Annotated in this window: 23 protein-coding genes and 1 pseudogene; 13 read left to right on the top strand and 11 right to left on the bottom strand. The window is 62.2% G+C overall.

From position 1 onward, the window contains the following. Positions 1-38: 38 nt before the first annotated feature. The 3 genes and pseudogenes from AC3ANU_RS20860 to AC3ANU_RS20870 form a co-directional block, all read right to left on the bottom strand. The gene (locus tag AC3ANU_RS20860; RefSeq protein WP_488316072.1) at positions 39-2,153 is read right to left on the bottom strand and encodes a tyrosine-type recombinase/integrase; all 2,115 of its coding nucleotides are present in this window, start codon (positions 2,151-2,153) and stop codon (positions 39-41) included. Then, complete coding sequence (locus AC3ANU_RS20865; RefSeq protein WP_488316073.1) at positions 2,150-3,274, bottom strand: tyrosine-type recombinase/integrase; 1,125 nt, start codon at positions 3,272-3,274, stop codon at positions 2,150-2,152. Before AC3ANU_RS20865 ends, AC3ANU_RS20860 begins: the two co-directional genes overlap by 4 nt. Before the next feature lie 71 nt (positions 3,275-3,345). Continuing rightward, a pseudogene (locus AC3ANU_RS20870) lies at positions 3,346-3,840 on the bottom strand (ParB/RepB/Spo0J family partition protein); the annotation flags it as partial. Between the two features lie 515 nt (positions 3,841-4,355). On the opposite strand from AC3ANU_RS20870, the gene AC3ANU_RS20875 reads away from it, so the two are divergent. Then, a complete protein-coding gene (locus AC3ANU_RS20875) occupies positions 4,356-5,576 on the top strand; it encodes an IS110 family RNA-guided transposase (protein ID WP_488316074.1) in 1,221 nt (406 codons plus the stop codon). 16 nt (positions 5,577-5,592) lie between these two features. Here AC3ANU_RS20875 and AC3ANU_RS20880 read toward each other — a convergent pair whose 3' ends face one another. Next, positions 5,593-5,928: a hypothetical protein gene (locus tag AC3ANU_RS20880; protein ID WP_223917585.1), complete on the bottom strand. Its 336-nt coding sequence runs from the start codon at positions 5,926-5,928 to the stop codon at positions 5,593-5,595. A gap of 422 nt (positions 5,929-6,350) precedes the next feature. On the opposite strand from AC3ANU_RS20880, the gene AC3ANU_RS20885 reads away from it, so the two are divergent. Together AC3ANU_RS20885 and AC3ANU_RS20890 are read left to right on the top strand one after the other, a co-directional pair. After that, positions 6,351-6,683, top strand: coding sequence for a hypothetical protein (locus AC3ANU_RS20885; RefSeq protein ID WP_488316019.1), 333 nt, complete (start codon positions 6,351-6,353; stop codon positions 6,681-6,683). After that, positions 6,664-6,990, top strand: coding sequence for a hypothetical protein (locus AC3ANU_RS20890; protein WP_488316020.1), 327 nt, complete (start codon positions 6,664-6,666; stop codon positions 6,988-6,990). The genes AC3ANU_RS20885 and AC3ANU_RS20890 overlap by 20 nt, the downstream gene beginning before the upstream one ends. Before the next feature lie 70 nt (positions 6,991-7,060). Here the strand turns inward: AC3ANU_RS20890 and AC3ANU_RS20895 are convergent, their stop codons facing one another. After that, positions 7,061-7,504 carry a hypothetical protein gene (locus AC3ANU_RS20895; RefSeq protein ID WP_488316021.1) on the bottom strand — a complete coding sequence of 148 codons (444 nt, stop codon included), beginning with the start codon at positions 7,502-7,504 and terminating at the stop codon, positions 7,061-7,063. A 286-nt stretch (positions 7,505-7,790) separates the two neighbouring features. On the opposite strand from AC3ANU_RS20895, the gene AC3ANU_RS20900 reads away from it, so the two are divergent. Beyond that, the gene (locus AC3ANU_RS20900; RefSeq protein WP_488316022.1) at positions 7,791-8,792 is read left to right on the top strand and encodes an ATP-dependent DNA ligase; all 1,002 of its coding nucleotides are present in this window, start codon (positions 7,791-7,793) and stop codon (positions 8,790-8,792) included. A gap of 74 nt (positions 8,793-8,866) precedes the next feature. On the opposite strand, the gene AC3ANU_RS20905 is transcribed toward AC3ANU_RS20900, so the two are convergent. The 5 genes from AC3ANU_RS20905 to AC3ANU_RS20925 form a co-directional block, all read right to left on the bottom strand. Further along, entirely contained in the window at positions 8,867-9,016 is a 150-nt protein-coding gene (locus AC3ANU_RS20905) for a hypothetical protein (RefSeq protein WP_488316023.1), read from the bottom strand. Between the two features lie 77 nt (positions 9,017-9,093). After that, the gene (locus AC3ANU_RS20910) at positions 9,094-9,522 is read right to left on the bottom strand and encodes a ParB family protein (protein ID WP_488316024.1); all 429 of its coding nucleotides are present in this window, start codon (positions 9,520-9,522) and stop codon (positions 9,094-9,096) included. A gap of 1 nt (position 9,523) precedes the next feature. Then, positions 9,524-10,351, bottom strand: coding sequence for a ParA family protein (locus AC3ANU_RS20915; RefSeq protein WP_488316025.1), 828 nt, complete (start codon positions 10,349-10,351; stop codon positions 9,524-9,526). Positions 10,352-10,627: 276 nt separating this feature from the next. Further along, positions 10,628-12,307, bottom strand: a complete 1,680-nt coding sequence (locus AC3ANU_RS20920) for a hypothetical protein (RefSeq protein WP_488316026.1) — start codon at positions 12,305-12,307, stop codon at positions 10,628-10,630. 300 nt (positions 12,308-12,607) lie between these two features. Further along, entirely contained in the window at positions 12,608-12,853 is a 246-nt protein-coding gene (locus AC3ANU_RS20925) for a hypothetical protein (protein ID WP_488316027.1), read from the bottom strand. A gap of 258 nt (positions 12,854-13,111) precedes the next feature. Here AC3ANU_RS20925 and AC3ANU_RS20930 point away from each other — a divergent pair, with 258 nt between their 5' ends. The 4 genes from AC3ANU_RS20930 (at position 13,112) to AC3ANU_RS20945 (ending at position 15,725) form a co-directional block, all read left to right on the top strand. Next, entirely contained in the window at positions 13,112-13,573 is a 462-nt protein-coding gene (locus tag AC3ANU_RS20930; RefSeq protein ID WP_488316028.1) for a hypothetical protein, read from the top strand. Between the two features lie 35 nt (positions 13,574-13,608). Then, positions 13,609-14,556 (top strand): hypothetical protein, encoded by a 948-nt coding sequence (locus AC3ANU_RS20935; protein WP_488316029.1) that lies wholly within the window; start codon positions 13,609-13,611, stop codon positions 14,554-14,556. Continuing rightward, positions 14,557-15,174, top strand: coding sequence for a phosphatase PAP2 family protein (locus AC3ANU_RS20940; protein ID WP_488316030.1), 618 nt, complete (start codon positions 14,557-14,559; stop codon positions 15,172-15,174). 92 nt (positions 15,175-15,266) lie between these two features. Beyond that, complete coding sequence (locus AC3ANU_RS20945; protein WP_488316031.1) at positions 15,267-15,725, top strand: hypothetical protein; 459 nt, start codon at positions 15,267-15,269, stop codon at positions 15,723-15,725. A gap of 140 nt (positions 15,726-15,865) precedes the next feature. Here the strand turns inward: AC3ANU_RS20945 and AC3ANU_RS20950 are convergent, their stop codons facing one another. Continuing rightward, positions 15,866-16,195, bottom strand: a complete 330-nt coding sequence (locus AC3ANU_RS20950; protein WP_364316557.1) for an ArsR/SmtB family transcription factor — start codon at positions 16,193-16,195, stop codon at positions 15,866-15,868. A 192-nt stretch (positions 16,196-16,387) separates the two neighbouring features. Between AC3ANU_RS20950 and AC3ANU_RS20955 the strand changes: the two genes are divergently transcribed. The 5 genes from AC3ANU_RS20955 to AC3ANU_RS20975 are packed head-to-tail and all read left to right on the top strand — an operon-like array spanning position 16,388 to position 20,399. Then, positions 16,388-17,467, top strand: a complete 1,080-nt coding sequence (locus AC3ANU_RS20955; protein ID WP_488316075.1) for a CHAP domain-containing protein — start codon at positions 16,388-16,390, stop codon at positions 17,465-17,467. Continuing rightward, the gene (locus tag AC3ANU_RS20960) at positions 17,464-17,976 is read left to right on the top strand and encodes a hypothetical protein (protein WP_488316032.1); all 513 of its coding nucleotides are present in this window, start codon (positions 17,464-17,466) and stop codon (positions 17,974-17,976) included. The genes AC3ANU_RS20955 and AC3ANU_RS20960 overlap by 4 nt, the downstream gene beginning before the upstream one ends. A gap of 46 nt (positions 17,977-18,022) precedes the next feature. After that, positions 18,023-19,480, top strand: coding sequence for a MinD/ParA family ATP-binding protein (locus tag AC3ANU_RS20965; protein WP_488316033.1), 1,458 nt, complete (start codon positions 18,023-18,025; stop codon positions 19,478-19,480). A gap of 38 nt (positions 19,481-19,518) precedes the next feature. Next, complete coding sequence (locus AC3ANU_RS20970) at positions 19,519-20,118, top strand: DUF6668 family protein (protein ID WP_488316034.1); 600 nt, start codon at positions 19,519-19,521, stop codon at positions 20,116-20,118. Positions 20,119-20,129: 11 nt separating this feature from the next. Further along, the gene (locus AC3ANU_RS20975; protein WP_306969972.1) at positions 20,130-20,399 is read left to right on the top strand and encodes a hypothetical protein; all 270 of its coding nucleotides are present in this window, start codon (positions 20,130-20,132) and stop codon (positions 20,397-20,399) included. The last annotated feature ends 11 nt before the right edge of the window (positions 20,400-20,410 follow it).

A 20,410-nucleotide genomic window follows, 5' to 3' on the forward strand; every position in this document is an offset into this window, starting at 1 on the left:
GTAGGTCTCAGAGGGGTCAAGGCTGAGCCTTGACCCCTCTAGCTTTGCGCCGGTATCTCCTCCGGCGCATCTGGTTTCAGTTCTTTAAGTAGCTTCAAAATGCGCTGCCGTGTGGCCTGATGACGTTCGGCCTCACGTTGCCACCCACGGGCTTCAGCATCAGTTATAAGTTCTTCTTCCCGTCCAAGTCGCGCCTCAAGCCGGGGAGCATATTCGCTGGTTGTGAGGAACTTAGGGCAGGTAAGCATCAGCTCGCATTCGCAAGGACCTTCTGCTGGCAGTCTCAGGCAGTGTCCGAGCTCGAGTTCGGTTTTGAGGAAGTTGGTTTGCAGCCAGTGAACGGATTCGTCGTCAAGCCTTCCTTTTATTAGCGCCTCCGCTGCCGGACCGGCAATCCGGGTACCTGAAGCCAATGCCTCCTCATACTGTCGACGGACTACAGGGTCGGAGATCCTGCTGTAGATCATGGACATCGACGCGCTTTTGTGCCCGAGGATCGTCATGATGGTTTGAATTCTGGCTCCCCCTTCGGCGAGCTGTGTGCCGAGGGTGTGGCGTAGCCTGTGTGCGCTGACGGTCCTGGTTCCCTTGGAATCGACGAGACCGGCCTCGGTGCAGGCCTTCTCGAAGGCGTCATCGAAAAGGGTCGCCGACGATAAGAGTTTGCCCTTGCGGACGAAGATGTAGTTCTCCAACCGGCCGGTGGTGGGATCGCGTCGCGCCACTGCGTTCATTGCCCTGGCTTGGTTGATTGTCTCCTGCAGGGCAACTGCGGCGTCGGCGTGGAGAGGGATGAGGCGTTCGGAATGGCCTTTGCCGACTGGGATGCGAAGGCGAGGGTGGCCGCTCGCGTAGGTGTCGAGACAGTCCCAGGTGAGCCGCCGGATCTCATCCCGTCTCGCGCCAGACCACCGAAGCAGCAACAATGCCGTCCGCTGCAACGGGTCGGTGAGCGCTTCTATCGCGCTCATCAGAGTGTCCACCTCGTGCCGGGGTAGGTACCGGGGCATTGTCTCCTGCCTGCGGGGTGCGTCCCGGGCCGTGAGAAGTGGGCCTCGAGGAGCGTCGTCCCAACCCCACATGCTGGTATCGCGGCAGAATGCGCCGATGGCGTTGATCTCGTGCTTGCGGGTGGTCACATGCAAAGGTTGCCCTGTGTTCTGGCTCGGGTAGGTGGGTAGCCAGCGGAGGTATTCCTCGATCAAGGTCCGGTTAAGCTGAGCCATGGATGTGATGTCTGGGTGTTCGCGTCCGAGCCAGTTCACGAAACGCCGTAGGCCTTCCCTCGCGATCCTGACGGTTTGTGGTCGGTCGAAATGTGCTTCAAGGCGGGTGAGGAGGTAGCGTTCAACGACTGTCCGGATTCGGGGTGGGCAGGTTTCCGGGAGCAGGTTTTCTTCCCAGCTCTTGCGGCGCCTGGTGCCGGAAATCGGCGGGCTGGTGACCTGGCCGATGTTGAAAAGCAGGACGTGCAGGCAGTGGACTTTCGCCAGATGGGCTCTGGTGAAGCGTTCGCCGGCGTTCTCGCCGGTCATCTGCCAAGGGGACTGCTGATAGAGAGCGGCCCGCAGCTGGGCGAAGTCCTCCCGCTGACCGAAGGACCGTATCTGCTCAGCCATATCAAACAGGTCCTCGGCAGTGATTGCCGTAATGTCGGGGTCACCGCGGTGCAGAAGGAGACGACCGATCGCCCAGGTGAGGTTCGTCCGTGCAGAATCTGGGCCGTATCCCAACTCATCCAGCCTTGTTACGTGGGCCTCAAAGAGATCCAGGTCCACTCCGAGCCCCTTGCCGCCGGCCTCGATGCTGAAGAGCCGGGCGTACTTGCGGACAAACAGGAACTCGTAGTCCAGCCCGATGCCGTGCACGAAGGCCAGATAAACCAAATATCCGCTGGCGCTGAACGTGCCCGTGCGCCCGGTGGCGCGAAGGGGTCCGCCGGTGAAGCCGGCCCGAACCAGAAGAGGCGCTCGGAACCAGTCCTCCAAATCGGGCCACGCCTGAACAAACCGGCGATAGGCCGCCATCCGCTCGTAGCGGGCCGCGTCGTGCGGAATAAACGCCTTTACCCACGCGCCGTAATCCGCCTCCGAAGCATGGCGCCGTTCCCTCGGAACGTCATCTCGTGCAATTGCCCCTCGAACGGCGTTCACTGGAGAGCACCCAAGGCTGCGCGGTACTCGTCGCGAACCTGTGAGTCCGACACCCTGGTGTAGATCCGGGTCGACTCCGGTGACGCGTGGCCCAGGCGTTGTTGGAGTGCCAACTCACGCATGCCCGCTTCCCACATCAGGGTCGCATGCGTATGACGCAGTGCATGCGGTGTCTTCTCAGGTGCCCGCAATCCGAGCCTGTTCAGCCGGCGGGCGAACATCCGTACCAGCGCGTCGTACGACAGCGGATCACACGATCGGGCACCGCGGCCGCCCACCAGGAAGAGGAAGGGGCTGTTTGATTGGGATGGGCGTTCACGCATGACATACCGGTTGACGGCGTCCAAGGTGCGAGGTTCGAGCACATCAACAACGCGTTCTCGGCGGGATTTCCCCCTCGCGCCGCGTGGATGATCGTCACGTTTGCGGATAGTGACGCGCCGGTGCCCGTACGATACGTCCTCAAGGTGCAGGCTCAACACCTCCCCTGGGCGCAGTCCTCCGTCAAGCATCAGCAGGACCATGGCCAGATCCCGCAGGGAGGTCATGCTGTCCAGCAGGGCCTCGACTTCCGGTATCGCCAAGGGACGCGGCAGTCTTAGAGGCAACTTGACCCTGATTTGCCGCCGCATCGGCTGCTGCCTGCTTGCACCTCCTGTGAAAGGGCGGTGCCGCTCACTCACCATCGACAGCGACCGATCAGGTTGCTGTCGCATCGGGTTCTCAGCGTCGAACATCTCGGCGACAATGGCCGACTCATAAAAGCTCGAAACGGCCGCCAGCACACGGGCCACGGTGGCTGCGGCCAGTAGCCGACCCTCGGGGACGGTCATGGCAAGACCAAGGCGCTGTGCCGGTCTCCGACTCGGTCGCCTCCTCAACCAGCCCAAGAAGTTCAAGGCCACAGCAGGGCGGAATTCGACCCAGTCCGTGCCCGTCTCCTCAAGGAATTCAAACAGGTTCTTTAGGTCAAAGCCGTAGGCAGATGCAGTGTTCGGACTGCATCCGGAATCCAGGATATGTTGCAAAAACCTGCAGACTGGGACCACTGCGGCCCCGTCTGGATCCAGAAGCATAACAGCGGAAACCGTCCCGGATGACTTGGTCGTAACAACCCGCATCTGCGTCACCTTTCCAGTGCAACACCCCTTAGCCCACTCGACAGTGAGGCGCGCAGTGTCCACATAAGAAAGAATTCAGCCAGTATCAGAGCTTCTTCGATGGTGCATCCCCTGCCCAGGGCGGCGTCCCCGGCGGTGGTGGACTTGGCTTTCAGCGCGTCCTCGACGTTGATCTTGGTGCGTCCGGTTTTCTTGGCGATCTGTGCCGCTGACACGCCGATCAGGGAGAGCTGGTGGTAGGCATCGGCCTCGTCGGCCTCGGTCAGCGCGGAGCGTTGAATGTTCTCGACCACCTGGGTGAGGATTCGTTCTGCTTCCTCGGGGCTTTCGGTGACCATGACCGGGATCTCGGGGCGTTCGGCTTCGACGGCGGCGCGGGTGCGGCGCTGTCCCATCAGGACGTGCACGGTGCCGTCGTCCTTGCGGTGTGCGATCACTGGCTCGAGTACGCCGTGTTCCTTAATGCTGGCCACGAAGGCCGGGGTGAGCGCGGCGTCCTTGCGGACGTTGATGTCGATGGTCAAGGTCTTGGGGTCGAGCATTTCCAGCGTGGGTGTGGTGTTCATGTTTTCGTCCTTTTGCAGAGGATTGTGGTGGGTGGGGCGACCAGTGGTGACCGGCCAGCTTCCCCTCTCCCCCCGTTGTTTTTTGGCTGCTGGCGGAGCTTTGCGGAGCTGTGCCCGACGGAGGCCCGTCTACCCGCAAGGGCAAAGGGCGGGAAATTCCTGAAGGAAATAAGCGACGCAGGAGCGCCGGAAGGAAATTCCTGCCCCTGCAGGCCCCGACGAAGGAGGGGCTAGATGGGGTGGAGCGGGCACGTACGATCCGAAGGACAGCAGCCAAAAAACGGTAATACTGGAACAGTCCTTGAGCCGGCGTGACCCAGCCAAAAACTGACGTACCAGGCGGCACTGTCTTCCCGACGATCTGTCCGCCGGCTCAAGGTCCGTTAAAAGGGGTGTCGAGCCAGGCGGACATGACCTCATAGGAGCCTGATACGACCAGTCCCATTACCGTTTTGTCTGCCCACCTGGCCCGCGCCCGAGCAATCAGCATTCGACGCGACTGAGGGGCAATTTCCATCTTGGCAAGCAAACCAACAAAAGTCATCGCGGGCATAGACACCCACGCCGACACACACCACGTCGCCGTGATCAACGAACACGGCAAACCCCTCGCGGACAAGGAATTCCTGGCCGTGGGATCCGGATACCGGAAAATCATCGACTTCATCACCTCCTACGGCACAGTCCTGGCCGTCGGGGTCGAAGGAACCGGCTCCTACGGTGCCGAACTCGCCCGAACCCTCCGCGGTGAAGGGCTGACCGTGTTGGAGGTAAACCGCCCCAACCGGGCCGCCCGCCGGCTCAACGGGAAGTCCGACCCGCTGGATGCCTACCAGGCCGCCAAATCCGTGCTTGAGGGGCGGACGAAGGCGATCCCGAAGGCCAAAGACGGCCCCGTGGAATGCCTACGGATCATACGTTCCGGACGCGCATCAGCGATCAAAGCCCGCACCGCGGCCATCAACCAGATCAAGGCGCTCCTCGTTTCGGCCCCGGACAAGATCCGGGCGAAATACAGGGCGATGGCTACCTCAGCGCTGATTACTGCCCTGCAGCGCACGAGACCTTCCGGGCACCTGGCAGACCCCGAGTACGTGACCCTAATGACCCTCAAGGCATTGGCAACACGCTGCCAAGCACTGGGAGCAGAAATCGAGGCTGCCGACGCGGCCCTCAAGGAAATCCTCGACAGCTACGCTCCGCTGCTCTGTGATCTCCCAGGAGTCGGGACCGAAGTAGCCAGCCAGCTCTTGATCACTTTCGGGGACAACCCGGACCGGCTGGGCAACGAAGCCCAATTCGCTTCGCTCGTCGGAGTCGCGCCAGTACCAGCCTCATCGGGCAAGACAACCCGCCACCGGCTCAGTAGGGGCGGCGATCGAAGCGCCAATAACGCCTTGCATCAGGTGGTCCTGGTGCGTATGGGCTCGTGTCAACGGACCAAGGAATACGTGGCTAAACGGACGGCCGAGGGCAAGAGCAAACGCGAAATCATGCGCTGCCTCAAACGCTACGCAGCCCGGGAGATCTACCGCCAGATCACCAACCCCAGGCCGGCACCGGACAACTCAGACCTCCGCTGCATGCGGACAGAACTCGGCCTCACCATTGCGACAGTGGCCGGCGAACTCGGCCAATGGGTGTCCATCCTTTCGCGCCTGGAACGCGGACGCATCCGTAATGACGAGCTCGCGGCGACCTACCGCCGTTGGCTCACCGAGCAAGAAGTACCCTAGGCCCACATGTCCTGGCCTATCCGCGCCGGCGCTGCCACTGCGAGGCATGCCAGAACATCAGGCCGAGGAAGGTCAGGATTCCGACGAATACAGCTGGCTGGGCAAATGAAAATAGGACGTAGGCCATGCTGACCCGATCAGTCATTGACACAGACAAGGGAGCATTCAAAAGGAATCCGATGCCGCCGAAAACCAGCACCCCAACCACCAGCCAAAGCACCCCGATGAACGGGTTCAGCTTGGGGCCGGACCGGGAAACATCCTCAACTGGGCCCTCCGCCGCTGCCGTCAACGGGTTACCGTCCTGGTCCACTTCGTGAAATCCAACTACTCCAGACTGGTGCTGGTTCATGCGCTCCCCCTTGGCTATCCAGCAGCCTGAATAGGCTGTGAAAGCATCAGCCTAACTGTCTTCACTGGGCAAGACTCGGGCGTATTCAATGAACCCTCGAACTAATTTGACGCCTATAGGAGCATCGTCGTAGACACACCGGGGCCAGGGACGGCGGAGCCTTGCGGAGCCGGGACTGGGCCCAACAGCCGGCCGCGCCAGCGGACGCCCACCAGGGTGAAGCGCAGCGGAACCCCAGCGTTTTGGCCCGGGTTATGCCCACTGTGGGCAGGTGGAGCCCTCCGCACAGCTCAAAGCTGTCCCCATTGGGTATAACCCGGGTCCGTTTGTCGGACCCCTAGGTGAGGATGAGCAGTGGCGGCCAAATCCTTGGCCGCCTTCTATTGGCGTGTCTATTCGAATATGTGTTCTAAGGTTGTGGTATGTCCTCCGAGAGTTTTGCGGCCTCGCTGCAGGCGCAGTACGCACGGCGGGCCAGCCCAATCGGGTTGACCGTGGAAGAGCTCGATTTCGAGCACTTCCCGGTCAAGAACGGGTATCCGGGGATCCCGGTAAAGGCGTGGATCAGGTTCCCGAACTGCGCTGAGCTGGTGGACGGTGAGGTCTTCGCCTGGACAGCGAAAGCAGCTGAGGTCACGTGGAAGGACGGGCCGGTGACGTACCGGACTTGGGTGTGGAGTTCGGCGGTTACCCGTCGGGAGGAAATGATGAACAGGAATTTGGGAGAGCGGACCCGTGGCAAGAACAGCAAGTGATGAGGCTCTGGACGTGCCGGTGCACGTCCGGTTCACGGCGAAGGGTATTCCCCTGGCCGTCAGGTATGACGGGCGGATTTGGGCTGTCGCCGCGGAACCGGTGCGCTGGTTCACCCGTGCGGACTGGTGGAACACCGCCAAGCGGGCACCTGTCGGGTGCGGTGACCTGGTGAGTGTGGAGCATTGGCAGGTGCAGGTCCGCCTGACCTCGACGTCTGCGCTGCGCACGTTCGAGCTGCGCCGGGAGCCGTTGTCGGAGCAATGGTTGCTGGCTGGCATCACAGACGCGGGGGCGGCAGCCGCCTGAACCCCTTGTGAACGGCTGAAATTCCGACGCCAGTCACGCCTAGGCGTCACGCGGTGACGCCTAGGCCCCTCTAGAGTTGCCCGGACCTCTCAGCCCACCTTTCATGGGCCGATTGGCGGCTAATGCCAACAGCCTTTCCTATGTCGGCCCAGGAAGCGCCGGCGGCCTTCGCTGCGGAAACCGCCTGATCCAGGCGTCGGCCCGCCTGGTTGTACTCGCGGGCAGCAGACTTCACACCGGCGACTGCTGAGGATGGAAGGACGTGGGCCTTCCATTCATCATGTATTGCGTCTTCAACGGACTGAGAAGCGTCTGCGAACCCATCAAAGGGGGCGTAGGCGAGCCGAAGGCTGGCCTTAGCCTCTTCAGGTGACGCAACACGCTTCCAGAGCAGTCCTTCCCATCCGCATTCGCAGCTCCCCCGCCAGCCAGTGATGTCAGCGTGCGGAATGACCTCGTAGTCCGGCATGTACTTATCCCTGGGGTACCTCCCGGTGATGCCTTGGAAGAGCATTCCTTGACCTGTAGAAGTTCCGGACAAGCGCCCGTCTGGCGCCACCGCCGCCCCCCATCCTTCGTGCTCGTTGTCCTCCGACACCCAACCCATCGCAACTACCTTTCTGTCAGCAAATCCTGACAACCAGTGTGTCAGGGCTCCCTGACAAAAGCCATGGATTGCAGCGGTTTTATTCTCCGTCCTTGCAAATCGCATTGAACGGCTCGCGCCCATCACGGACGCGGGGTGCGGAGCCGGCAGCGTAACCCCTCTTGGGGCTGGCGGCGGCGGTAGCGTGGCTGTCATGACTGAGGACGTCCCGGCCACGCTGCAGCCGCCCGTGCCTCTGGCACTTGCGAAAGCAGTTGAATCGGTCCCGGCAGAGGCGGCACTGCCGGGCGGCAGCGTCTATGAGCCGAAGTGGGATGGCTTCCGAATGTGCGCCCTGATAGGAACCGCCGCGGTCTCTTTGTGGTCGCGCCAGGGCAAGGACCTGACCCCCTATTTTCCGGACCTCGCGGAGGCTTTGGCGGACCAGATTCCACCCGGGTGTGTTCTCGACGGAGAAGCGGTCATGTGGACCGCTGACAGGCTCGATTTTGACGCGCTGCAGCGGCGTCTTGTGACCTCAAAAGCCAGCCTGCCCGCCCTGGTCAGGGAACACCCGGCCTCGTTCGTTGCCTTCGATTTGTTGGCCGTCGCAGGACACGACATCAGGGAAGCGCCCCTGTCTCAGCGGCGGGAGTTGCTGGAGCAGCTGGCCGGCGCATGGGAACCTCCGCTGAACCTCTCCCCCACAACCAGGGACCGCTCCCAGGCCCTCAAATGGTTCGAGGAACTACACCACGCTGGCCTGGAAGGGCTCGTAGTCAAAGGCGCCGCCCAGAGCTACCAACCCGTACGCCAGTGGGTAAAGGTGAAGCGCCGCGAATCCCTGGACGTGGTGTGCGCTGCCGTCATAGGCCCACTGGACCGGCCCCAATACATTGTCGCCGGCCTGCCCATTGACGGTCGGCTGCGGATTGTTGGACGTTCCACCCCACTTACCGCGAAGGCTGCACGCGATCTGTCCGCTTACCTGCGCCCGCCGCAGGGCACTCATCCATGGCCGGAGGTTATGACCGAGACCATGCTGAGCAGATTCAGCAAAACCAAAGGGCCGGTGTCCCTGACTCTGGTGGAGCCCCTGGTGGTGGAGATTTCCGCCGACGCCGCCTGGACGGGCAACGCGTTCCGCCATGCGGTGAGATACGTCCGCCCGCGCCCGGAACTAGAGGCGGAGAGCGTCGCGCTGCCGGAACGGTGAACCTTCGCCACGACATCTCCGGAGCGTAACTCCCAGGGGCACAAATCGGCTCCCTGGGAAATGTCGCCTATGGCTTAGTCCTTGTCGGTGCGAATGACAATGAGTTTTTGATCCGCTGACAGAAGCACGTCCAGTTGTGCCCGGGCTTCCTCATAGGTCGCTGCTTCAGCGCTGAGGTAGTCGAAAGTTCCGTCCGATGTGGTGACTGTGCCGGTGATTATCACCGGCCTAGTCTAGTCCTGCTCCGCGTTATAAGGTCTGTTATCTCTATTAGGCCTAATAGAGATAACAGACCCATGCTTTAGCGTCGCCCGCGGGCGATTTTGCCGGAGGGGACGAAGGGAAACGGATTGCCGTCGTTGTAGGTTTTCTCGCGCCGCTGCATTCGTTCCAGCGCAGCTTCCCGGAGGAAGTCTGAAAATGATGCTTCGCGCTCGGCGGCGGTCGTTGGGGTGTGAAACCATGCGGCCCGGATGCGTTCCAGTACGTCCTCGTCCGCGTAGAAGGCTCCCTTGGGCTGCGCCTTGCCGGCCCTATTGGCACCCTTGGACGTAGCCACCGGAGCCGCAGGTTCTTCCTTTGCCGACGAAGGTGGAGGGGTCAGGTCCGTAGTGTCAGCGGGAAGGTCCACATCTTCTTGTGTCGTCGCCACTGACGTCTGATTGTTTTGATGCTCGATCGGGTGCGCTGCCCCGAGGGTGCTCTTTCGCCGTGCAGGTCGTTGTGCCATGTCAGCTCTCCAGAGTGCTGTAGTCGTGCTTTGGGAACATCTTCTCCAGGTGCGGGCGAAGCTCGATTTCGTCGAGGTGCGCCAGATGTCGTGCGTAAATTTCGTAGGCCTGCCGCGCCTTATCGTCTCCGGGCCATTCGTCCAGGCCCAGGCCGGCCTCCATGGCGTCCTGGATAACGCTCCAATAAGGCACGTAGGGCTCGAATACCCTCCAGGGTGAAGCTTCGGCGAGATCGCCAATCCAGGCCCGATGCGTAAGCGTGTTGCGGTTTCCGTTGACTATCACTCCGGCCACTGTGAGTAGGGGGTTGTAGTAGCGGGAGACGCTGTCGAAACTCAGCTGCAGCTGGCTCAAACCGTCGAGGGAGAACTTGCCCGGTTGGCAGATCACCAGGGCGCGGTGAGCAGCCGCAAGCGCGTTGATGGTGTGGAGCTCCAAACTGGGTGCACAGTCGATCAGGATGATGTCGTAGCGGTCCAGGCTGTCCGTCAGGGCTTCCTTTAGCCGGTACTCGCGGCCGTGCTCAGTGTGCAGCTGCTGGATGGCTTTGGTGGTGTTGGAGTTGCCGGGTAGAACAGCGAGTCCCTCCCAGATGCCGTCCACTTCCACGTCGTGGACCTTCTCCCCCAGCAGAACATCAGCAAACGTGAGCTGGTCAGCTTCCACGCTGTCTGCAGACAGGATGCCGCTGAGGTTGCCCTGCGGGTCGGCGTCTATTGCCAGGACGCGTTTGCCGGTGGCAACCAACGCCCTGGTCAGGTTGTAGGTTTCTGTCGTCTTGCCGACGCCGCCCTTCTGATTGATGAGGGCGTAGATGGTCGCTGCCATGGAATCTCCAATCGGTGATGGTCCCAATGTATTCAATGTCCCTAATGTCGCTTATAGCGACACGCGCCCTAAAGGGTCTATTAACGCTTATGACCCTAATAGGTCCAGCCCCGAGGCCGATCCCCTACCGAGCCAGGCGCTCGGCGGGCAGATATCTATTAGGTATAAAAACTATATATCACCATTTGGGACTTTTATACCTAATAACCCAATTAGACCTATTAGACCTGCAAAGCTGCGTACGCCTTCCCCGGCGCGTTGTGCCGCTCTGGTTACCTATGCAGCGTCCCAAATGTGTGACTCGCCAGGTGGCAGCCAGTATTCGTCCCGCTCGGGGTCGTACAGGTCTTGTTCCTCGAGGTGCTTGATGAGGAACCGGTCCAGATATGCGTGCCAGGCAGCGCGTTCAAACCGGTTGCGGCTGATATGGCTCTGGTAGTCCTCCAGGACACCCAACCGGGCGGCCAAATCGGTGAGATTGACCGCCACAGTCTTCCACTGGCCGTGGACGCGCTGGATCATGCCCAGGGCTTCCATATCTGCCAACGCCGTTGATACGGCGTTACGGCTGATGCTTGTGGAGCGGACAAGGTCAGCGGTGGTGGGGGAGCGGCGGGCCCGTTCAATGGCCTCGTATATGAGAGCTGCAACATCCCCCAGGTGGCGGAAGACGGGCCGCACAGCATGAATACGTCCTTTGCGCCACGTCAGCTCCCTCGCCAGTTGTTGGTAGTGCTGGGGCAACTGGATGAGGTAGGCGTCTGCCGCCTTATGGCGGGCGTCCGCGACTTTGGTGAGGATCCCGTCTGAAGCCTGGGCCAGCACGGGCAGCAGCCGGGCAATGGTGACGTGATGTTTTCCCAAGGCGACGGCGAGGGTTCGGCAACCGACGTCGAGCAAATCTGTTTCTTTCGCCCGCATGTAGCCCAGCAGGCCGCGGATCAAGAGTCGCAGACTAAGTCCTTCCCGGCCCCTGGCTGATAGCCGGTGGTCCAGTACGGCGTACAGGACGTTTTCCAAGTCGTTGACGAGTTGGTGGATTGAAGCGGAGCTGCGGTTGGTGGCCCCCCCTGTGAGTTCAGTACGGCTTGTGTTGTTAATAAGGGCATTGTTTTTCCCGGTTTCTCGGGACCCGCGTTTTTTGGTGCTGCCGGCGTTGGTGTAGGCCTGAGCTTTGGACCATTCGAAGGGGAGGAGCCTGGCTTGGTTTGCTTGCGTGCCGTAGAGGGCTGCCAGACCGGGGAACTGGCCGCTGAGTTCGTTTTCCACGTCTTGCAGTGACCAGCCGCAGCCAGCGAAGTGGTTCAGTACGCCCAGACGGGCCTCTGAGGGGCTGGCGTACTTGGCAGTGTCATAGAGCCCGGTGCGTGCAATCCGGCGCAGGGGCGTCTCACTGCCGGCCATGGAGAGCTGGGCGCCAGTAGCCCTAGCTGTCGTTGCTGCCTTGGCCTGGCGCTGGTGGATGGCCTTGTTGCGGGCCAGCTCCGGGGCAAGGGCGGCACGAAGTGCTGCCACGGCACGTGGCGAATTACGAACGCGGAGTGTGGCGTAGGCGTTCGCCAGGGGAGTGACGAGGGTCTGGTGGCCACCAGTTTTATGTCTTGAGCCCGGAACGCGGATGCATCCGTCCGTGATGTTCTGGTGGGGGCTCGGGTCAAGGCTGGCGGCGAGAAGGCCGAGGGCTTCTACGAGCTCACGGGCTTCGGCGGCCGTGAGGCGTCGTTGCAGGGGAACGTAGAGGTGCCTGCCGCCGCTGGGGGAAAAGTCCTCCACGTAACCGACCTTGGCTTCCTCCAGAAGCTTCCTCAGTCGTGCGGCGTCTGAGTCCACGACGCTCTTCAGTGCCTTGGAGGTATCCAGGTCGATGCAAAGCGTGCTTACGGAGCCGTCCGCACCGTGGATCATGACCGCTGCAGGCTGCTCGGGCAGCGACTTCGTGATGGCGGGCGGGGTCACGGGACGGGGGTATTGGAATCTTGTCCCGATCCATCGGCCCGGGCGGTAGGACGCCTGTCCTGCAATCAGGGGTGCGAGGATCCACGCCTGCTCAGGGGTGGTTTCCCCGGCGACACCCGCGCGTGAGTGCGTTGACGCGGAATTGACTTCCGGTACCATAGACAGCAGTTACTCCTTCGGGGGAACGACAAAATCCACCCATTGGGTGGGTGTTGGATAAAAGTTCAGATCGAATCCCGCCAAGAACCTGATCTGAACTAAATACTTAACGAAGGCCCGCCACGTGCGGGCCTTCAGTTATTAACTGGCCTTCGGTATAGGCAGCGCTCCCTGGTCCTTATAGTCGTCAATGTCGTCCCACAGCGGCAGCCCGCGGGCATCCAGGGGGATGCCAAGTAGGAGCCGTTCTGTGACGAGGCCTTTGGAAAGATTGGTGTGGGCCGACACGCGGTCCACGAGGTCCTTTGCGGACGGTGAGACGTCAACACGCAGAATCACGTTGTCGAGGCCGGTGCCTCTTGGACGACGAGTTTTGGATGCGCTCATGCTGGCGAGTCTAACCGTATGGGTACGGTTAGATCGGCTGGCTGCTGCAGCGTGTCGCATCGTTTACCTATCTGACGTGGGGAAATGACAGATGCGCGCCGCGTGACAAGCAGAGTTAAGGGCGCCTTGGTATGGTTTGCCCTTGCCTGACTAGTCCAGTCAGGCGCTAAACCAATATTACACATCACTGAAATAATTTCAGTGGCATGTTCACTGGGGTGGGAACTGATGGGGAACCAATTGTTAGAACCTACTGAGTTGTCCCTGCAGACAATCGAGTCTTTGCAGCTGCCGGCCTCTCCCACCCTCCCGCACCTGATCACTGCAGTGGAGCGGGCCTACGGGAAACCGTTGGAGTTCGATGAAGTAGCAGATGGGGTCCTGGCAGACGGTGTGACGGGTCGCTGGGTTGATATGCCGGCTCGTGGTCTCATTCAATACCGCCGCGGTCACGCTTTCTGGTGCCGGCATGTCATTCTGCACGAATTCGGGCACATCCTGTTGGGGCACAAGGGTGAGCCGTCTGACGGGCTGGAGTCGGCCGGTTTCTTCTCCGGAGTTGGCAAGCGCCGCGGGATCAGCTGGATGTGCCGGCCCGCTGCGATTCCCCTGGAAGAGGCGGAGCAAGCGGCGGAAAACCTCGCCTACGCACTGGCTCAACGCCTGGTCACAGGCCAGGACACCTGCGTCTCCAACGCAGAACGGATTTTTGGATTGTGATTCAAGCTGCATTTTGGCTGCTGACGGTTGTCTTCGTGGCACGGCTGTACCTCGTGGCGCGCCACAACGCATCGACGGCATTCCTGGGAGCAACCGGCGTCGGCGTCGTAGGTCTCTTCTGTACCGGCCAAATCGTCCCTGAAAGCACCCTTGACGCTCTCATCGGGGGGACCAACTGGCTTCACCTGGTGCGGAACCTCCTCGTTACCGCTGCGGTGTGGCTGGTCCGGGAGGGTGTTTTCAGTGCACTGTCCACGGAACCGGAGACCCAGCAGCGCGTGACTCGCAGGCCACTGTTTCTAGCCGCCCTCTTGCTGGCCATAGTCATCCCGTTCACGCTTCAATCCTTCGTCCCGACGACGGATGCCTTCATACCGGAAACCGTGCACCAGCCAGCGGTCTATGTTTACGCAACGGTCTACATGGCGATCCTTGGCGGTCTGGGCCTGTCCGTCCTGCGGGTCAGCATTGGTCCACGTGACAGCCGAACGGTGCGTGCCAGCGCCACGGTCGTTGGTATCGGAATGGGCCTCATGGTCCTGGGCTGTATTGACGAAATCATTTACATGAGCCTCCGTTTCGCCGGTTTCAGCAGTTCCCTAACTGATCTGGCGTACCTGCTGTTCACGCCCTTCTTCTACAGCGGAATCCTGCTCACATCGCTGGGCCTCGGCATTCCGCCAATGGTGCGGCTCTGGCGCAGGCTGGCTCTCGTGGATCGGTTCTGGATTCTCGTCCTCCACTGCAAGTTCCCTGCCCTAAAGGCCCAGGGAGAACGCTTCGCTTTTGCGGTGGACGTCCTGGGCCCGCTCCCGGCCGAGCGGCTATACACCTTGGTTATTGCCATAGGGGACCTTCGCGCCGCGGGCCAGCAAGCAAAGTATTCCCCGCCGGCTGAGAGGGCGCTTGTCCTGGCTCAGCGACGGTTGACCAACACATTCGAGCCCCTCGGGCTGGAGCTTAGGAAAAGGGCGGAAATCTAGGTGGCTACAGACACCCAATTCGCGGTCGTTACCCCTTCGGTGATTCAGCGAATCGCGCGCATTTCAACGGAAGTGGCCCAGCCGCCTCTCGTTCTCTCGCTGCTGCTCGTTCTCGCTTCAGTGCGTGGTGGGGGAGGGGTGGCCGCACTGATTCCTGGGCTAGTGGCTGCCGTGACGATCTGTCTGGCGCCGTTGCTGGTGGTGGTCATTCTTGCCCGCCGAGGGACACTTACCGATCACCATGTGGGGGACAAAAAGCAGCGCCGGCCGGTGATGCTGTGGACGCTGGCATCGGCTCTTGTTGGATGCGGAATACTGACGCTGATCGACACCCCGCTAACGGTTTGGGCGCTGATTGCCGGGATTCTCGGGGGAATCCTGGCACTCATTATCGTCAGCCCGTTTTGGAAAGTGTCCGGGCACGCCATGACTCTTGGGGGAGCGACGATCTCATCGGCAATACTGTTCGGAGTCTGGTCAATCCCGTTTGTGATCGCCGCGCCTTTGGTGTGCTGGTCAAGGGTCTATCTGAAGGATCACACGCTCTCGCAGGTGCTGGCCGGGTTCGTAACAGGGCTTGTCGTATTCGGATCAGCCTGCGTGCTGATTCTGAACTGACATAGTATTTTTTCTGAACGTTCAGGGTCCCCAGTTTTGGAACAGCAGACCGGTACAACGAACGGCCAGATGCAGCTCCGAGAGCAGGAAAAATGACTGAGGGCACCGACCCCGTTGACAGCAGGACAGACCGGGAGGTCTTGGCGTCCAAGCTGCAACTCCTTCTCGACATCGTGCACGCCAAGGGTGCCGCCAGCTTCACCTACGAAGAGATCCGCGCTGGCCTGGCCGAACAGGGCTTCAATCTGACGAAGACCCGGTGGCATCGGCTCCTGGCGGGGTCCCCGGATAACCGGTGGGACCCCGAGCTGCTGAAAGCTCTCGCGTACTTCTTCGATGTGGACCCCGATTACTTGCTGCAGCGCAGCGGCCCTGTTCCCGAGAGAGTCGAAGCCGAACTTCGGCTGATCGAAGCGCTGCGCATCTCAGAGGTAGAACATTTTGCTGCTCGCGTCCTTGGCGAAGTGAACATCGACGCTGTCCGCGCAGTAACGGAGGCCTTAAGGAATCTTCCAAGCCGGCCCCGACCTGAAGGCACCACGCCCGACTGAAAGAAATTCACTACTGAAAATATTTCAGTAGGATTGGGTGTATGCGCCGCTACCTGCAGGCCGCCGGAAGCCGTTCTTCGGGCCGTCCTGACTATCACCACCCAGCCAGGGGTGGCAGTGGAGCTGGCGGCAAGAGGCGTTTAGTCGCCCTCGGTAACTACGCCCAAAGCTTCGCCCAGCAGCCTATAGCGCCGCTCGACCTCTTCCCGCGCCAGCAAATACTGCACCCTCATCCCGTTGCGCTCTTCTGTAGCCGGTGGATCCTGGGAGGTAATTCCCTCGTCGGTGAGCAACTGCAGATTGTGCTTCGCCGTCGCCACCCCGATGCTGAGGCCCGTCGCGACCTCGCCCCGCGTGGCGGGACCGTGCTGCGCCAGGAACCCAATAATGGCCACTCTGGTCAGGTTCCCGAACGCATTAATGACCGGCTCCAAATGAGCAGCGGTCTTCGGATGGGCATACCTGGGCATACCTGCAATCTTGCCGTACCTGCGTGTGTGCGCGCATAGCAACACTGTAGCGGGTAATTAAATTACCCGCTATGCTCAAGGTAGAAGTCAGTCGCCATCAGGTGAAGGCAGGTTCAAATTGGGGGGAAGCAGGATGACGACGCTGTTCGACGCCAACTGGCCCGTCCGCCTCCGCAGCAAGGGTCCGTCGTGATGCAGCGGAAGTCGCTTGGCCTCGTGGCCATGATTGTGGTCCCCGGCGTCTTGGTCGGATTGGTCTTTTCCATCCTCTTGCTCCTTGCCCCAGCGAAGCCGGCCGCTGCCGACTGCGGCCCGACCGTCTCAGTCACCATCAACGGCGATACAAAGGTCGAGGGGTACTCCCAGGAGCAGTTGAAGAACGCCGCGGCGATCATGGGTGCCGGCAAGGCGCTGGACCTTCCCGTGAAGGGCCAGATGATCAGCGTCATGGTCGCCCTGGGGGAGTCTGGGCTGCGCGTTCTGGACCGCGGAGACACCGCGGGGCCAGATTCCCGTGGGTTGTTCCAACAGCGGGGGAACGGTGCCTGGGGCTCGTACTCGGACCGTATGGACCCCACCATCAGCGCGACCAACTTCATCAAGGCGCTGCAGAAGGTAGCCGGATGGGAACTGCTGGAGCCCACCATTGCCGGCAACAAGGTCCAGCGGAACGCGGACCCCTACCACTACCAGAAGTACTGGCCCGAAGCCGTGAAACTCGTCCAGGCACTCTCGGACGGCAAGTTCTCGCTGGAAGGCGGCGGCTGCGCCATTCCAGGGCAGTCCGGCGCCGGGGACGACTACCCGTGGAAGAACTCACCCACGTGGATGCAGGCCGGAGCGGGAGCATCGGCGGCCTCGCCGCTGGGCATGTTCTATCGCGAATGCGTGGACTTTGCCCTGTGGCGGGTCAACCAGCAGATGGGATCCACCAGCGCACCGTTCAAGTTCCTCAACGGCACCTTCCGCCCGGACGGACAGGGCCTTGGTTCCGCTCTGACCTGGAAGGCCGGCTGGGACGCCAAGGGCTGGGCCACTGGCAGCACACCCAAGGTGGGCGCAGTCGTTTGGTACGCGCCCGGCGCCGGGGGAGCGGACCCGACCTATGGGCACGTCGCCGTGGTCAAGGAAGTCAAGGGCAACGGGACCTACGTCGAAGAGGGCTACAACGGCAACCCGCCACCGGATGACCACAACTACTACACCCGCACCGTGAGCAACACGGTCCCATCAGCCTTCCTGTACCTGCCCACCCAAGAGGAGAAGAAGTGAAAAAGTCACTCGCACTGACCGCGGTGGTCCTGCTGTGCACCGCCTGCGCACCGGCAGCGAACACCACGCCCTCCCCGGCGACCAGCACAGTCGACACAGCCACGGCACCGGTCTCCCTGAGCGCGAGCAGCGGCCCACAGGCCCCCAACGGCACCGTCCCGGCCACCATCGGCATCACCTGGGACCAGGCCAGCAAGGACGCCGCCGTAGACATCGCCCAAAAGGCCATGACGGACTTCGCCCGCCCCACCGTGGAGGACAAGCAGTGGGCCAACGACCTCGCCCGTTGGCTCACACCCCAGGCCACCGCCGACTACTCAGCAGTGGACCCCGCCAACGTCCCCGCCACCCGGGTCACCGGCCCCGCAACGCTGACAGTCGATGACACCAACGGCTACGGCGTCATGGCAGCCGTTCCAACCGACGCCGGCACCTACACCCTGCAGCTGCTCCGCACCGGCCCGGAAGCCCCATGGAAGGTCAACCGACTCACCCCACCCACATCCTGAACGCCCGCACCTCACTAACCCCGTCAACGTAAAGGAAACAGGTTTCATGAGCACCACACCCACCGAGGTACTGGCCTTCCCAAACATCAAGGCCATCATCAGCGACAACGGCACCGCCGAAGTCGTAGTCGCAGGAAACTCCCGCGTCGTCCCGGCAGGGGAGACCCTGCAGGACCTGCGCGACAACGCCCTGGCCCTCGTCGTAGCCGAAGCCAGGACGCTGCAGCGTCCCGTCCGGGTCCGCATCGAGGATCCCGAAGGCCACGGCGAACTGATCGTCCACCCGGACGGAAACGTCGAATCCGTCTCCTACGAGCCCCGCACCGCCCGCCGCCGCACGGGCGGACCCACCAGCACGCCCGCTCCGGTCGCAGTCGAATCCACCGACACCACTCCAGCGGCAACGCCTGCCGTGAAGCCTGAACCCGCCCAGCCAACCGTGGAACGCCAGCCGTGGCCACCCCTTGCCGCGGAAACCGCCTTGGTTGAGGACGTTGCTCCGACCTCCGGGGCACCCGAGCAGGCTGCTGCAGCTGACGCTCCGGTCACCCGACGTAGCTTGAAGGAGACCTCCTTCCTGGTCAGCGCCCCGGTGCTGGAGCCCGCCACCCAGGGCTGGCGCGGGACCCTGACCCGCTTGGGCTTCCGGATGGACCCCTCGGACGAGGAACTGTCCGAGCGTGAAGACGTCCGCACGGTCAGCCAGCACTGGCCCGGACCGCGGACCATTGCCGTGGTCAACCGCAAGGGTGGGGCCAACAAGACCCCCACGGTCGTCATGCTTTCGGCGATCCTTGCCCGCTACAGCGGCGCGGCAACGGTGGCGTGGGACAACAACGAGTCCCAGGGCACCCTCGGATGGCGGACCGAGAAGGGCGCCCACGACCGCAGCGTCCTGGACCTGATCGATTCCTCCACCGAGCTGCTGTCACCGTCCACAAACGCGGCCGAGATCGCCAAGTTCGTCCACCACCAGACCGCCGATAAGTTCGACGTGCTGCGCTCCGACGAAAACGAAGAAGGCGACCACGAAGTCACCGCAGAGGAAGTGGACATAGCCCACCAGGTCCTCACCCGCTACTACCGCCTGGTCATCATGGATTCCGGCAACACCGCCCGTGCAGCGAACTGGCGGCGGATGATCGACCACACCAACCAGCTCGTCGTCCCGGTAACCGCCATCGAGGACCGCGCAGAAGCAGCACGGCTGACGCTGCAGACACTCGAATCCCGTGGTGGCCACGATGCCGAACTGGCACGCAACGCGGTCGTGATCGTCTCCGAATCTACCGATGCCAAGCGCAGCATGACCGGAGACGCCCTGAAGCGGGCCAAAGCCGAGGCACAGCGCATCGCGGACGGCTTCGAGCCGTTCGTGCGTGCCGTCGTCCGGATCCCGTATGACCCCGCCCTGGTCAACGGGCCCATCCGCTACGAAGCGCTCCAGCCCGCGACCCAGCGGGCATGGCTCGCGGCGGCGGCCGCCGTCGCCAAAGGCTTTTAGAACGATCCCACGGAACGTACGAGTTGAGAGGAGGAACCATGCAACAGACCCTGAACCCCTGGATTACCCGCCCCATGGCCGATGAACCGGCAGAGGAAACACTGGACGCGGCTGCCCCGCCGGCGGCGGCCATCAGCGCGCCGCTGCGCGGCATGGTCGAGCCAGACGCGGCGGACCGGCTGGCGTCCCGCAGCATGGCCGGCACAGCCCGTCTCTGGGTTGTTGGCACCCATGGGGGAGCGGGTGAAAGCCGGATCACTGACCTCATCGAATCTGCCCGTTCCACAGACCATTGCTGGCCTGTTCTTCCCAGCGGCGGCAAACCGCGGGTGCTGCTGGTCTGCCGCGCAGACATGCGGGGCCTGACAACTGCCAGGAACACGCTCACCCAGTGGGCGTCAGGTGCAGCCCCGCAGACCGACCTGCTTGGACTCGCCGTCCTGGCAGACGCCCCAGGAAAGACACCTAAAGCGCTCCGGGACTTCGCCGCCCTCGTAGGCGGTGGGGCACCAAGATTCTGGACGCTGCCCTGGGTGGACGCCTGGCGGCACACGGACACCACGGAACTGCCAGTCGCCCGCGAATACCAGCGCTTCATTACCGACGTGGCCGCCCTGGCCACGGCTACCAACCACTGAAAGGTCTCACCATGAACACGTTCACTGCAGTCACCACCAGCGTTATCCCTAACCCCACCCCCGTTGTCCCTGCGCAGGCGGGCGGTCTGCTGACCATCCTGAACTGGGCTTCGGGAATCGGCCTGGTCCTGGGCGTCCTGGGCGTCATCATCGTCGGCATCGGCATGGTCATTCAGCTCCAGCGCGGTGAAGGCGCGCAGGCGATCGGCAAGCTCGGCTGGGTCCTGATGGGCTGCATCATCATCACCGGAGCCGCAGGCATCGTCCGCGCCTTCGTCTAAGCCAGCACCAT

The organism is Arthrobacter sp. SDR-2R, from assembly GCF_057747955.1.

Excerpts from the sequence above, each read along its gene's own strand:
- AC3ANU_RS20880 (WP_223917585.1), bottom strand. The coding sequence starts at position 5,928 with ATGAACCAGCACCAGTCTGGAGTAGTTGGATTTCACGAAGTGGACCAG.
- AC3ANU_RS20865 (WP_488316073.1), bottom strand. The coding sequence starts at position 3,274 with ATGCGGGTTGTTACGACCAAGTCATCCGGGACGGTTTCCGCTGTTATG.
- AC3ANU_RS20925 (WP_488316027.1), bottom strand. The coding sequence starts at position 12,853 with ATGAGCGCATCCAAAACTCGTCGTCCAAGAGGCACCGGCCTCGACAAC.
- AC3ANU_RS20885 (WP_488316019.1), top strand. The coding sequence starts at position 6,351 with ATGTCCTCCGAGAGTTTTGCGGCCTCGCTGCAGGCGCAGTACGCACGG.
- AC3ANU_RS20955 (WP_488316075.1), top strand. The coding sequence starts at position 16,388 with ATGCAGCGGAAGTCGCTTGGCCTCGTGGCCATGATTGTGGTCCCCGGC.
- AC3ANU_RS20950 (WP_364316557.1), bottom strand. The coding sequence starts at position 16,195 with ATGCCCAGGTATGCCCATCCGAAGACCGCTGCTCATTTGGAGCCGGTC.
- AC3ANU_RS20975 (WP_306969972.1), top strand. The coding sequence starts at position 20,130 with ATGAACACGTTCACTGCAGTCACCACCAGCGTTATCCCTAACCCCACC.
- AC3ANU_RS20965 (WP_488316033.1), top strand. The coding sequence starts at position 18,023 with ATGAGCACCACACCCACCGAGGTACTGGCCTTCCCAAACATCAAGGCC.
- AC3ANU_RS20915 (WP_488316025.1), bottom strand. The coding sequence starts at position 10,351 with ATGGCAGCGACCATCTACGCCCTCATCAATCAGAAGGGCGGCGTCGGC.
- AC3ANU_RS20910 (WP_488316024.1), bottom strand. The coding sequence starts at position 9,522 with ATGGCACAACGACCTGCACGGCGAAAGAGCACCCTCGGGGCAGCGCAC.
- AC3ANU_RS20970 (WP_488316034.1), top strand. The coding sequence starts at position 19,519 with ATGCAACAGACCCTGAACCCCTGGATTACCCGCCCCATGGCCGATGAA.
- AC3ANU_RS20900 (WP_488316022.1), top strand. The coding sequence starts at position 7,791 with ATGACTGAGGACGTCCCGGCCACGCTGCAGCCGCCCGTGCCTCTGGCA.
- AC3ANU_RS20945 (WP_488316031.1), top strand. The coding sequence starts at position 15,267 with ATGACTGAGGGCACCGACCCCGTTGACAGCAGGACAGACCGGGAGGTC.
- AC3ANU_RS20895 (WP_488316021.1), bottom strand. The coding sequence starts at position 7,504 with ATGCTCTTCCAAGGCATCACCGGGAGGTACCCCAGGGATAAGTACATG.